Source organism: Streptomyces sp. NPDC047061, assembly GCF_040643955.1.
Classification (GTDB): domain Bacteria; phylum Actinomycetota; class Actinomycetes; order Streptomycetales; family Streptomycetaceae; genus Streptomyces.
Window position 1 is genome coordinate 1 of the sequence record NZ_JBEYVI010000043.1, and the last position, 13,739, is coordinate 13,739.

General features: G+C 70.8%; 7 protein-coding genes. 6 read left to right on the forward strand and 1 reads right to left on the reverse strand.

Annotated features, from left to right (window positions below; translation table 11 throughout):
• Positions 1-153 precede the first annotated feature (153 nt).
• From ABZ887_RS41070 to ABZ887_RS41095, 6 genes are all read left to right on the forward strand, one after another.
• The gene (locus tag ABZ887_RS41070; RefSeq protein WP_361302173.1) at positions 154-1,038 is read left to right on the forward strand and encodes a sugar ABC transporter permease; all 885 of its coding nucleotides are present in this window, start codon (positions 154-156) and stop codon (positions 1,036-1,038) included.
• 104 nt (positions 1,039-1,142) lie between these two features.
• Complete coding sequence (locus ABZ887_RS41075) at positions 1,143-1,928, forward strand: carbohydrate ABC transporter permease (protein ID WP_361302176.1); 786 nt, start codon at positions 1,143-1,145, stop codon at positions 1,926-1,928.
• 47 nt (positions 1,929-1,975) lie between these two features.
• Positions 1,976-2,905 carry an alkaline phosphatase family protein gene (locus ABZ887_RS41080; RefSeq protein ID WP_361301975.1) on the forward strand — a complete coding sequence of 310 codons (930 nt, stop codon included), beginning with the start codon at positions 1,976-1,978 and terminating at the stop codon, positions 2,903-2,905.
• 11 nt (positions 2,906-2,916) lie between these two features.
• Complete coding sequence (locus tag ABZ887_RS41085) at positions 2,917-5,874, forward strand: glycoside hydrolase family 2 TIM barrel-domain containing protein (RefSeq protein WP_361301978.1); 2,958 nt, start codon at positions 2,917-2,919, stop codon at positions 5,872-5,874.
• 91 nt (positions 5,875-5,965) lie between these two features.
• On the forward strand, positions 5,966-7,801 hold the full coding sequence (locus ABZ887_RS41090) for a LamG-like jellyroll fold domain-containing protein (protein ID WP_361301981.1): 1,836 nt from the start codon (positions 5,966-5,968) through the stop codon (positions 7,799-7,801).
• Positions 7,802-7,824: 23 nt separating this feature from the next.
• Entirely contained in the window at positions 7,825-9,495 is a 1,671-nt protein-coding gene (locus ABZ887_RS41095) for a PHP domain-containing protein (protein ID WP_361301984.1), read from the forward strand.
• A 131-nt stretch (positions 9,496-9,626) separates the two neighbouring features.
• Here the strand turns inward: ABZ887_RS41095 and fxsT are convergent, their stop codons facing one another.
• On the reverse strand, positions 9,627-13,670 hold the full coding sequence (gene fxsT, locus ABZ887_RS41100; protein WP_361301987.1) for an FxSxx-COOH system tetratricopeptide repeat protein: 4,044 nt from the start codon (positions 13,668-13,670) through the stop codon (positions 9,627-9,629).
• Positions 13,671-13,739: the final 69 nt, after the last annotated feature.

Here is a 13,739-nt window from a genome sequence, read left to right on the forward strand (position 1 = left end):
GCACCGCACCGACGCGCACCACTCCGAGGGCGTCGACACCTGGAACGCCGACTACCAGCCGCCCCCCCCCCCCCCGCCGGGCCGGGCCCGGCCCGGTTCCGCCCGCGGCGCGCCACGCCCGCGGGCACCACCGCACGGCCCAGGCGGCGCGGGCTGCTGTCGTACTGGCGGCAGTACCTGGCGATCTCGCCCTTCTACCTGGTCTTCGCCGCCTTCTCCTTCTTCCCGGTCTTCTACTCGCTGTACCTGGCCTTCCAGCGCTGGGACGGCCTCGGCGACATGCAGTTCGTGGGCCTGCAGCAGTTCCGGTTCCTGTGGTCGGACCCGGTGTTCTGGCTGTCGATCCGCAACACCCTGGTGATCTGGGTGCTGTCCACCGTGCCCACCCTCCTGGGCGCCCTGGTGCTGGCCACGCTGCTGCACTCGGTGCGCCGCTTCAAGGGCTTCTACCGGATCGCCCTCTACGTACCGAACGTCACCTCGATCGTGGCCGTGGCGATCTTCTTCGGCGCGGTGTTCAGCAACAACTTCGGCCTGGTCAACGCGATCCTGGGCACGGTCGGTATCTCGCCCGTGCCGTGGCTGAGCAACCCGTGGCTGATCAAGGTGGTCATCTCGCTGCTGATGACCTGGATGTGGACCGGCTACAACATGATCATCTACCTGGCCGGTCTCCAGGCGATCCCCACCTCGATCTACGAGGCGGCGAAGATGGACGGCGCCGGCCCTGTCCGCACGTTCTTCCAGATCACCGTCCCGATCATGCGGCCGATCATCCTGTTCACCGTCATCATCTCGACGATCAACGGTCTGCAGAGCTTCAGCGAACCCCAGGTCCTGTTCGCCAACAACGCCGCCAACGCGAACCTCGGCGGCCCGGGACAGGCCGGTCTCACGACGCTCCTGTACTTCTACCAGTCGGCCTTCCTCAACAACGACTACGGCTACGGCGCGGCCATCGTGTGGGCCTTCTTCCTGCTGATCATCGTCCTCGTCGCCGTCAACTGGCGCATCACCCAACGAGGGAGGAAGCCGTGACCACAGCCGACCCGACGCCCGAACCGACGGCCGACCCGACGCGGCCGGCCCCGCGCGCGAGGCGGCTGCGCCGCCCCAAGGGCCTGACCGCGCACATCGTCCTGATGGCGGCCGTCCTGCTCTCGGTCTTCCCGTTCCTGTGGACGATCGTGATGGCGACCAACACCACGCAGGACATCTACAAGAGCCCGCCGAAGTTCACCTTCGGCTCCCACCTGCTGGAGAACGTCCGGCACGTGCTCGACACCATCGACTTCTTCGGGTCGATGCTCAACACGATCGTCGTCGCGACCGTCACCACCGTCCTGGTGCTGTTCATCGACTCGCTGGCGGCCTTCACCTTCGCCAAGTTCGACTTCCCCGGCCGCAAGGTGCTCTTCGGCACCCTGCTGCTGTTCATGATGCTGCCGCTGCAGCTGGCGATCCTGCCGCAGTTCATCCTCATGTCGAACATCGGCTGGGTCGGCATGCTCAAGGCGCTGGTCCCGCCCGCGCTGGCCAACGCCTTCGGCATCTTCTGGCTGCGCCAGTACATCGAGAACGGCGTGCCCGACGAACTCCTCGACGCCGCGCGCATCGACGGCGCCGGGTTCTTCCGCCAGTACTGGAACATCGCGCTGCCGATGATCAGGCCGGCGCTGTCCTTCCTCGCCATCTACGCCTTCGTCGGGGCCTGGAACGACTACGTCTGGCCGCTCATCGTGCTCACCAACCCCGACCACGTGACCCTCCAGGTGGAGCTCGCGCAGCTCAACGTCGGCCACACCACCGACTACAGCATGGTCATGGCCGGGGTGCTGATGGCGTCGCTCCCGCTGGTGCTGGTCTTCGCCATCTTCGCCCGCGGCTTCATCGCGGGCGCCACCGAGGGCGCGGTGCAGGGCACCTGATCCGCGGCCCGGCCCACGCAGCACGCGCAGGACAGAGGAGGAATCCGGTGAGGGACAGCGGCCGGGACGGCAGGGTGCTCGTGGTGGGCATGGACGGGCTGCGCCACGACCGGCTGACCCGGCCCGGTGCCCGCGCGCCCGTCCTGCACGGCCTGCTGGCCGCGGGCGCCCACGGCACCAGCCTGCTGCCCTACGGCGAGGCGGACGGCCAGGCCGAGGACGGGCCGTCGACCAGCATGGCCTACACCGACTCCGGCCCCGGCTGGTCGAGCGTGCTGACCGGGGTGTGGCCGGACCGCCACGGGGTGACCGGCAACGACTTCGTCGGCGCCGACTACACCCGCCACCCCGACTTCCTCAGCCGCGCGGCCACCGCCCGCCCCGGCCTGCGCACCGCCGCCGCGGTCTCCTGGCCGGAGCTGGTCCACCGCGGCACCCTCGGCCCCGCCGTCGGCCGCCGGGTGCACCACGACGGCGAGACCGACGGCTACGCGACCGCGGACGACCTCGTCGCCCGCACCGCCGTCCGCTGGCTCACCGAGCACGACCCGGACCTGCTGTTCGTCTACTTCGGCGCGACCGACGAGGCCGGCCACGCCACCGGCCCGCTCTCCGCCGCCTACGACGACGCCCTGCTCGCCCAGGACGCCCACCTCGGACGGCTGCTGGCGGCGATCGACGCCCGCGGCTCCGGCGAGCGGTGGACCGTACTGGTCACCACCGACCACGGTCACCTCGACAGCGGCGGCCACGGCGGCGACACGCGTGCCGAACGGGAGGTCTTCGTGATCCTCGCCGAGCCCGGCGCGACCGGCGCGACCCTGCTCGACTCGCCCCGCCTCGTCGACATCGCGCCCACCGTCCTGGACCGGCTCGGCATCCCCGTCGACCCCGCCTGGGGCTGGGAGGGACGCGTCCTGCCCGGGCCCACCACGCCACCCACGCCAGCCACCCCACCCACGTCGCCAGAAAAGTGAGCCACCCGCCGATGAACGGTCCGTCGATCCCCGGGCCCCGGCCCGCCGATCCCCTGATCGCCCTCCGCCCCTGGGAGGCACCCGAGGTGACCTCCTGGGGACGGCTCCCCATGAACGCCGTCGACCGGCGCACCGGAGCACTCCCCCTGGACGGCGACTGGCGTTTCCAGTTGCTGCCCGCTCCGGACGCACCGGTCGGCGGCTCCTGGTCCACGGCACACGTCCCCGGCGCCTGGACCGTGCAGGACACCGACGACCTGCCCCAGTACACGAACGTCACCATGCCGTTCCGTGCGTTCCCGCCGGACTCCCCCGCCGCAAACCCGACCGGGGTCTACGAGCGTGAGCTGGACGTCCCCGCCGAGTGGGCCGGGCGGCGGATCGTGCTCCAGGTGGGCGCGGCGGAGAGCGTGCTCCTCGTGCACGTCGACGGGCGGCCGGTGGGCGTCTCCAAGGACTCGCACCTGGCCGCCGAGTTCGACCTCACCGACGCCGTCCGCCCCGGCGAGCGGTCGGTGCTACGGCTCACCGTCGTCAAGTGGTCGGACGCCTCGCACATCGAGGACCAGGACCACTGGTGGCACGGCGGGATCACCCGCCCGGTACTGCTGTACGCGACCGACCCGTTCCGGCTCGCGGACGTGACCGTACGGGCCCGGCGGGACGGCGAGCTGCGCGTGGACTGCCAGGTGCGCAACGCGGCGGGCGACCGGGCGCTGCCCGACGGCTGGTACGTCACCGGCGACCTCGACGGCGAAGCGCTCGCGCAGGACGCCGAGTTCGACCGGCTCAACACCGAGGACGACCGGGTCTCCGACTTCCTCGGCGAGGCCCGCATCCACGCCGTCGTGCCCGACGTGCGCACCTGGAACGCCGAGCAGCCCGAGCTGTACGGGCTCACCGTCCGGCTGCACCGCGCCGACGGCACGGTCGCCGACACGTCGTACCACCGCATCGGTTTCCGGGACGTCGAGATCGTCGGCCGGGACCTGCTCGTCAACGGCGAGCGGGTGTTCGTCCGGGGCGTCAACCGGCACGACTTCCACCCGCTCACCGGGCGGACGGTGTCCTACGACGACATGCGCGCGGACCTCGTGGTGCTGAAGCGGTTCGGGTTCAACGCGATCCGCACCTCGCACTACCCGAACGACCCGGCCCTGTACGACCTCGCCGACGAACTGGGCTTCTACGTCGTGGACGAGGCGGACGTCGAGTCCCACGACCACGCCCACGAGATCGCCGACGACCCGCGCTACCTGAACGCCTTCGTCGACCGGGTCTCGCGCATGGTGCTCCGCGACAAGAACCACCCCTGCGTCATCATCTGGTCATTGGGCAACGAGTCCGACTACGGGGCGAACCACGACGCGGCGGCCGGCTGGGTACGCCGACACGACCCGACCCGGCCGCTCCAGTACGAGGGCGCGGCCAAGCGCGGCTGGGCGGACCCGGACGTGGCCTCCGACATCGCCTGCCCGATGTACGCGCCGCTGGAGGACTGTGTCGCCCACGCCCTGTCCGGGGAGCAGACCAAGCCGCTGATCCAGTGCGAGTACTCGCACGCGATGGGCAACAGCAACGGCACGCTTGCGGACCACTGGGCCGCCATCGAGTCCACTCCGGGGCTTCAGGGCGGGTTCATCTGGGAGTTCTGGGACCACGGAATTCTCCAGCGGGTGAGCGACGGAAGACCGGTCGGGCGCACGGGCGCCGGACTGTACGACAACGGTGTCGCCGCGCCCGGCCACCGCTGGGCGTACGGCGGCGACTTCGGCGAGGCCCTGCACGACGGGGCGTTCGTCGCGGACGGGATCGTCTTCCCCGACCGCACGCCCAAGCCCGCCATGTACGAGCACCGGGAGATCGCGGCGCCGGTCCGCATCCGGTGCTTCCGGCACGAGGGCATCGTGCTCGCCAACCACCAGCACTTCCGGGGCTTCGACTGGCTGAGGGGCACCTGGGAGCTGGCGCTGGCCGACGGCCGTACCCTGACCGGCCCGGCCGAGCTGCCCGAGCTGTGCCCCGGCGAGACGGCGGCCGTACCGCTGCCGTTCGAGGTGCCGGCGGACGGCGGCGAGGCGTGGCTGACGCTGCGGGTGACGGTCGCCGAGGAGCAGGCGTGGGCGCCGGCCGGTACGGAGATCTGCGCGCCGCAGATCAGGCTCCGGGCGGCGGACCCGCTCGGGCAGCCGGTGCCGGCCGGGCCTGCCGTCGAGGTGGACGGCGAGGGGCTGCTGCTGCATCCGCTGCTGACGGCCGCACCGGAGCTGTCGCTGTGGCGGGCGCCCACCGACAACGACGAGCTGGGCGGGATGGCGCTGCGCTGGCGCGCCTGGGGTCTGGACCGGCTGGTGCGCAAGGTGGTGTCCGTGCGCCGGGACGGCGACCGGGTCAGCGTGCTCGCCGAGTACGCCGGCACCGTCGGGGTCGTGCGGCACCGGCAGGAGTTCACGCCGGTCGAGGGCGGCGTCAGGGTCGACGAGTCGGCCGAACTCCCCGAAGAGTTCGACGACGTGGCCCGGGTCGGCTCGGTCTTCGAGACGGTGGCCGGGCTCGACCTGCTGGAGTGGTTCGGTCAGGGTCCCTGGGAGTCGTACCCGGACCGAGCCGCCGGCGCCCCGGTCGGCCACCACTCGCTGCCCGTGGACGAGTTGTTCACGCCCTACCTGCGGCCCCAGGAGAGCGGTGGCCGGCACGGCGTACGGCGGTTCACGCTGTCGGCGCCGGACGCCACCGGACTCGCGGTCGAGCTGGACGGGCCCCGCCAGGTCTCGGTCAGCCGCTACCGCGCCGAGGACCTCACCGCCGTCACGCACCACGACGAACTCGTGCCGCGGAGCGGCTGCGTGGTCCACATCGACGCCGCACACCGGGGCCTCGGCACGGCGTCGTGCGGTCCCGACACCTTCCCCTCCTACCTCGTCGCACCGGGCATCCACCGCTGGAGCTGGACCCTGCGCGTGCTGTGAGATCCGCCCACCGCGATCCGCCGTTCCCGATCCGTCCTCCGAGATCCCCCCACGCCCTTCGCCGTCACTTCCGCACACCCACGGAGCACACATGTGTACTTCGCATGACCACCCTCAGGGCGAGGCCGCGCAGGCCGGAGCCGGACGACGCAACTTCCTCAGAGCCACCGCACTCCTCGGCGCCGCCGCCACCGCCGGGGTCGCCCTGCCCACGGTCGCCGAGGCGTCCTCCTCCGGTTCCCGCCGGCGGCCCGACCCGGAGAGCCGGCGCTTCACCCTCGCGGTGATGCCCGACACCCAGTACCTCTTCGACGGGCCGAGCATCAACCCGGCGCCCATCGAGGCGTCGCTGCGCTACCTGCTGGAGCACGGCGGCCAGTCCGACGACAACATCGTCTTCCTGTCCCACCTCGGCGACCTCACCCAGAACGGGGCGACGGAGGAGTTCGCCGCGATCGGCAAGGCGTTCGAGATCCTCGACCGGCGCGGGGTCGGCTACAGCGTGCTGGCCGGCAACCACGACATCAGGTCGTCCACGGACGACCAGCGCGGTGCCACGCCGTACCTGGACACCTTCGGGCCGCAGCGCTTCAAGGACAGGCCGACCTTCGGCGGGGCCTCCTCGGACGGCTACAACACCTACCACCTGTTCCGGGCGGGCGGGCGCGAGTGGCTCGTGCTGGCGCTGGACTGGCGGCTGTCGGCCAAGGGATACGCCTGGGCGAAGGACGTCATCGCCGCGCACCCGAAGACGCCGGTCATCCTCACCACGCACGAACTGGTCGTGGACGACGACGCGTTGTCGTCGTACGGGCAGCAGCTGTGGGACCAGCTGATCAACGAGCACGACCAGATCTTCCTCACCCTGAACGGCCACTTCTGGCCGGCCCGCCGCGCGACCCGCAAGAACGCGGCCGGCAACGACGTGCACCTGCACCTGACGAACTACCAGAACCGGTACTTCGGCGGCGCGGCGATGATCCGCCTCTACCACTTCGACCTGGACCGGAACGTCATCGACGTGGAGACGGTCTCGCCGTGGATCCTCGGCCGGGCCAAGAGGGGCCTGAACGAGCTGGAGCGGCAGGAGATGGAGCTGAGCGGCGACGGGGACCGCTTCTCCGTCGACATCGACTTCGCGGACCGCTTCGAAGGCTTCGACCCGGTGCCGGTCCGTCCGGCGCGGCCCGCGTCGCAGCTGCTGGTCCGGGGCACCGCCGCCTACTGGCGGTTCGACTCGGCGGTCTCCGGCACGGTCCGTGACCTGTCCGGCAACGGCAACGACCTCACCGTGGTCTCGGTGGGCGGCGGCACCCTCGGCTGGTCCGCGGACCACCACCCGGACCAGCCGGGCCACGGCAGCCTGGAGTTCACGGGTTACAAGTCGCCGCTGAAGGGCGCCTACCTGCGGACGGTCGACGGCGCCCCGCTCAACTCGCAGACGTTCAAGGACGGTTACACCATCGAGGCGTTCTACCGGCTGCCCGCGGACTGGGACGCCTCGCACAACGCCTGGTCCGGTCTGGTCAGCCGCACCGGCCGCAACGGCTCCGTCGGCACGGTCACGGACGACCCGGACGAGCCGCTCGCCACGCTCTCCATCTCCGACGGCCCGGGCCCGCAGTGGGCCGTCCATCCGCTCAACCAGCAGCAGCTGGCCACCAACTGGGGCGACGAGACCGACCCGGAGATCTGGTGGCACCTCGCCGTCGTCAACGACGGCAAGCACACCACGATGTACGTGCAGGGCTGCCCGGTGGCCCGCAATCCGCACGCCGCCGCGGTCGGCATCGCCTCGTCCGGGAAGCCCTGGCTGCTCGGCGGCTACGAGTACGCGGACAAGATCGACCAGATCCTGCACGGCCGCCTCGGCGACGTCCGGATCGTCTCCCGGGCTCTGCCCGTCTCCTCCTTCATGACCCACTGACCCCCGTTACGAGGATCATCTTCATGACCGAGCAGCAGTTGCCCACCTGGGCCGATCCCTCCGTCTCCACCGCCGACCTCGACCCGCAGGGCATGTCGAGACGCGGACTCCTGCGCCGCGCGGGCCTGTTCGGCGCCGCGTTCGCGCTCGGGTCGGCGGCGACCCCCGCGTTCGCCGCGTCCGGCCGGGGCCTGGGCGGCGAGGACCCGCGCCTCGCCTACCTGGTCGGCGACCACCACGTGCACTCCGTGTACAGCCACGACGCCAAGTACACGTTCTCCCAGCAGGCCCAGGCGGCCGCCAAGTACGGCCTGGACTGGATGGTGTTCAACGAGCACTCCAACTTCGGGCACGCCTACTACGGCGCGAAGCTGGAACACGCGGAGATCCTCAAGGCGCGTGCCGCGAACCCGCGCCAGCTGATCTTCCAGGGCCTGGAGTGGTACATCCCGGCCGCCGAGCACTGCACGGTGTTCGCTGCGCCCGGCCCGCACGAGACCGACCTGCTCACGCAGTTCGAGCTGGCCTACGACGGCAAGCTCCTGGGCTACACCGAGGGGTCGGCGGGTGCGGCCGACACCGCCCGCAACGAGGCCCATGCAGTCAAGGCCATCCAGTGGCTGGCCGAGCAGCGCCGTACCGGCTACGTCGACGACGTGCTGGTCCTCGCCAACCACCCGCTGCGGCTCGGCATCGACTCCCCGCACGAGATGCGCAACTGGCGGGACGCGGCCGCCGAGATCATGATCGGCATGGAGGGCGCGCCCGGCGCCCAGGGTGCCGCGATCCCCGGCTGGCGCGGGGCCACCTCGATCCGCGGCGAGTACGAGAACAAGCCCTCCGCGCAGTCCTGGGCCGGCTACCCGGCGGACGCGTACCTGACGTACGGCGGCTTCGACTGGGCGACGGCCACGGTCGGCGGCCTCTGGGACGCGATGCTGTCGGAGGGTCGCCTGTTCACCATCACCACCAACTCCGACAACCACCGCACGGTCTTCGACACCTGGAAGAACGGCGACTGGCCGGCGGGGCAGAACTTCGACAACACCGGCAAGCTGCCCGACCCGGTGAACACCGACACCCCGCAGCCCGGCAGCGACTTCTGGCCCGGCGAGTTCAGCCGGACCCACGTCGGCGTCACCCGGTACGGCTACCGCGCGGTGATGGCGGGCCTGCGCGCGGGCCGGGTCTGGCTGGACCACGGGCACCTGCTCGACGGGCTGGACGTGCGGCTGACGCGGGACTGCGACCACGGCGCCGGTGTCACGCTCGGCGGCCGGCTGCGGGTCCGCAAGGGCGAGCGGCTCACCCTGAACGTGACGGTGACGACCGCGTCCCGGGTCAACGCCCAGGGAATCCTGCCCCAGTTGGCGCACGTCGACGTCATCCGGGGCGCGGTGCGCGGTGCGGTCGCCGACCGCGACACCTGGAAGGCGCCGGACACGAAGGTCGTGCAGTCGAAGGACGTGTCCGGCCGCAGGGGCACGTACACCCTGCGGATCCCGGTCACCGCGGGCGACGAGTCGTTCTACGTCCGGCTGCGCGGCAGCGACGGCAAGCGCAACGGAACGGGCTATCTGGGCGCGGCGATCGACCCGCACGGCCCGATCCCGCACGAGCCGGGCAACGGCGACCCGTGGGCGGACACATGGTTCTATTCCAACCCCGTCTTCGTGGACGTGGTGGGTTCCTGACGGCGCGTGTCGCCGTTCCCTCGGCGACACGGCACCATTCGGCCCTGCGGGCAGCGCGCTGCGCGTCGCCCGCAGGTCTCGCCGGGCATCATGGCTTGGCGGAAAACGGGTCGCCGCACGTATCGAAGGTGTCATAAACCGGGCGGCTCCAGGTCCCGGTGGATCCGCTTGCCCTCCCGCACGGTCACGGCGTGCGGGTGCTCCTTTCCCAGCAGCCGTTCCAGCTCGGCCTGTGCGCCCTCCTGCAACTGCTCCGCCTCCGGGATCCTGCCCAGGGCGCGCAGGGTCACCGCCAGATTGGCCCGGGAGACGACCGTGTCCGGATGCTTGTGCCCCAGGGCCGCCTGGAAACCGGCGACGGCGAGCCGCTCCAGTTCCTCCGCCTGGTGCAGTTCGTCCAGTTCCGCGAACGTGTTGGCGAGGTTCACCCCGCAGGCAAGCGTGTAGGGGTGGCCGTCGCCGAGCACCCTGCGCAGGGTCTCGAGGTTGCGTTCCAGCAGCGTGCGCGCCTGTTCGGCCGCACCGGACCCACGAAGGAAGATCCCGCAGTTGTTCACGGCCGCCAGCGTCGCCGGATGTTGTTTACCGGGCGCTTTGCGGTACTGGCGCACGATGTCCTGGGCCAGCGCGAGGGCCTCCTCGCGGGCGCCGGTCGCGTACAGGTCGATGGCGTAGTTGAGGGTGCAGTCCAGCACGTCCGGCGTGGACGGCGGGGTCTCCCGCAGCCGGTAGTGCTCGCGGGTTTGCAGGGTCAGGGTCCGCGCCTCCTCGACGACCCCGGCTTTGCGCAGCGAGACCGCGAGGCTCTTCGCGGTGCGCAGGGTCTCCGGATACACCTCTCCGAACAAGTCCTTGTACGACTCGTAGCCGCTGCGCAGCAGTGAGATCGACGCGTCGTACTCGCCGGTCTCGCGCAGGTCGCGGCCCAGGTTGGTGATGCTGATGAGGGTGTGCGGGTGCTGGGCGCCCAGGTCGTTGCGACGCCGGTCGTAGATCTCCTGGTCGACGTCGCGTGCCTCGTTGAAGCGGCCGAGCAGCCGCAGGCACACGGCACGGTTGTTGTTGGCACTCAGAGTGCGCGGATGGTCTTCGCCGAAGCTCTCCTTGAAACCGAGATAGGCCTCGGTGGCCATCTCCAGGGCATCCTTGAAGCGGCCCACGCTGCCGAGGTCCGTCGCCAGGCCACTGGCGGTCATGAGGATGTGGGGATGCCCGGGGCTGAGCAGTGAGCGCTGACTGGCCAGGGTCGCGGAGCCCAGCTTCTCCGCCTCCACGTACTTGCCGAGCGAGCGCAGGACGTTCGCGATGTGGAACCGCAGATGCAGCAGCTGGATCTGCAGGTTGGTGAGATAGCGCTTCTCCTCGGCGAGGGAGCGCAGCGGTCGGCCGTCGTGGGCCGCCGGCCGGACGGCCTGGCTGCCGGACGCCGTAAGCTCCCCAACGCGTTCGCGGCCGGCCCGCAGCTGCCCCTCCCACAGGGCGTGCAGGCCCTGGGCGAAGGAGAGGGCAGCGTTCAGATCGCCGCGTTTCCGCAGGTAACGGACACGGTCGATGAGAAGCTGGCGGGTCTCGGGCTCGTCGCAGGCGCTGGCCTCGGAGGCGTCCAGATGCGGCCAGATCGCGGCGAACGTGGCCTGGTTCTCCGGGTCGTCGATGGGTTCCTCGCCGGAAGGCCGGGCGCCGGCGAGGATACGGTGCACGACATGCTGCGCCTCCAGCCGCTCCACGGGCGTGAGCTGGGAGCGGATCACCGCCTGCACCAGCCGGTGCACCTGGATGGAGCCCGGGGAGCGGTCCACCTTGGCGAGGGCGAACCGGCCGATCTCCCGGATGACCCGGCCGAGCACCATCTTCTCCTGGAGGGAGGGATCCTCGGCGGCCAGGACGCGGATCATCTCGTCGCCATAGAGCAGCTTCATCGAGACCGGTTCGGCGGCGAAGAACGCGCACAGCTGCAGCAGACGCACGGCGGCCGGGGAGCGTTCCTTGAGGCGTTCGATGGAGACGTTCCAGGTGGCCCCCACGGGTTCGGGGTAGTTGGCGGGCGTGCTGAACGACAGCACGCGCTCGGCCTGTTCGCCGAGCTCCACCAGGTATTCGTCGACCGGGGTACCGGTCTCGGCGAGCCACGCGCCCGCCTGTTCCAGAGCCAGCGGCAGGTCGCCGACGGCCTCGGCGACCCGGTCGGCGTCATCCGCGGTGAGGCCCGCCGCCCGGCGCAGGAGGTGCTCGATGCTCTCCTCACGGAGGAACGGGTCGATCTCCAGGGCGTCACCGTACTGGAGCCAGGCATGGTCGCGAGAGGTGACCAGGACGTGGCCGCTGCCGCCGGGGAAGTGACGGCTCACCTCCCGCGGTTCGTCGGCGTTGTCGAAGACCAGCAGCCAGCGCAGCGTCGAGGACGACTGGCGCAGATGGTCGCGGACCTCCTGGGCTGCCTGGGCTGCGTCGTCTCCGATGCGCAGGCCCAGTTTGGGGGCGAGGTCGGCCAGCGCGGAGACGATGAGCTCGCTCTGCTCGGAGGGGATCCACCACACCAGGTCGTAGTCCGCGGCGAACCGGTGGACGTACTCCAGCGCGATCTGGGTCTTGCCCACCCCGCCGAGGCCGTACAGCGCGTAGGCCGCCGAGGAGGAGCCGGAGCCGCTGCTGCCGAGGTCGTCGCGGATACGTTCCAGCAGCGCGCTGCGGCCGGTGAAGGTCGCGTTGCGCGGGGACACGTTCCAGATCCTGGGAACGGTGTCCGGGAAGCGGGCGTCGGGCGCGATCGTGTCGTCGGAGAGTTCGACGGGCAGCGGCGGTCTGCCGAGGGCCCGCAGCAGCGCAGAGGCGGCGTTCTTCTCGTTGGTGCGCACCAGGTCGACCGACGCCCATTCGCTGAACGTGGGCGCCGGACGGAAGTCGCCCACCCGGACCACGACGACCTGCCGGCGCCCGGTGGGGTCGTTGCCGGTGGCCGTCTCCCAGACCTGGCGGGCGCGCGCGGAACGCTGGTAGGCCGGGGAGACCGCGACGACCGTCCGGTCGGCGGGCTTCTCGGCGCCGTCGCCCTCGCCACCGACGTACTTGGGGATGACCCGGAACCCGGCCCGGGACAGCAGCACCGCAATCCAGTCGGCCCACATCCGGTCCTCGGCCACGTAGCTGAGGTGCAGATCGGCGGGGAGGGCGGAGCGGGTGCGGGTGAACTTCCGTTTGATGCCGAGGCGTACGTCGTCATCCATGCGCGGCAGGGCGGTGACGGCCTGGTCGCTGATCACGCTGGTCAGCCGCTCGAAAGCGGAGAGCAGGGAGGTCGGGGTTCCGGCCTCGTCGCCGAAGGTGGCGAGGATCTCCTCGTGGGCGTAGTACGGCCGGTACGGCACCTCCACCGAGTGCCAGTAGGCGCTCAGTTCCTCCTCGGTCATCCCGGCGGGAAACCCGTTGAACTCGGCGCGGGCGAGGGAGCGGTCCACGTCCGTCCTCTCCCTGTCGCCCTCGTCGATGCGCATCGGCACGGGCAGGATACGGATGCGTCGGCTGCGATACCGCGCGGTGATGTCTCGTGCCGCCCTGACCGCTCCATCGATGCTCTGGTCACTGAAGGTGAAGCAGTCCACGAGCAGGTCCGGCAGGTGGGCGGTGCAGATGTCGGCGATGTCGGAGAGACCGGTACGGCTGTCGATGAGGACGTAGTCGTAGGTGCGCCGCATGTCCTCGCGAAGTGCCTCCAGGAACAGTCCGCCGCCGAGCCGGTCGTAGAAGTTGTCCCAGTCGAAGGCGGAGACCATCGCCGGGTATTCGCGGTTTTGGCGGCCCGCGGACACCAGACCGAGAGTGCCGTGGCCGGGGAACGGCCAGTCGACGGACACGGCGTGCCGCTGGATGCGGGCGTATTCGCGATGCCAGTCGTCGGGGCGCGGCTCACCGTCGTCGGTGGCCGCCCAGGCGTAGTCGGTGAGCAGGTCGATGACACCGGTGGTGGCGCCCGCGGTGGCCGGGTCGAGGAACGGATGGAAGAAACGGTGCAGTCCGGGCGCCTCCAGGTCCCAGTCGACGGCGAGCACGCGTTTGCCGTTGGCAGCCAGGATCCAGGCGACGTTCGCCAGGGCCATCGTCCGCCCGGTGCCGCCCTTGTGGGAGTAGAACGTCACGATCCGGCCTTCACGGCCCTCCGATTCGTCAGGGATGCTCACGGTGGACTCCCCCTTCGTTGTGTGCCCGGTGCACCGCCGCGGTGCCACGCGTGTCACGTGATGTCGCAA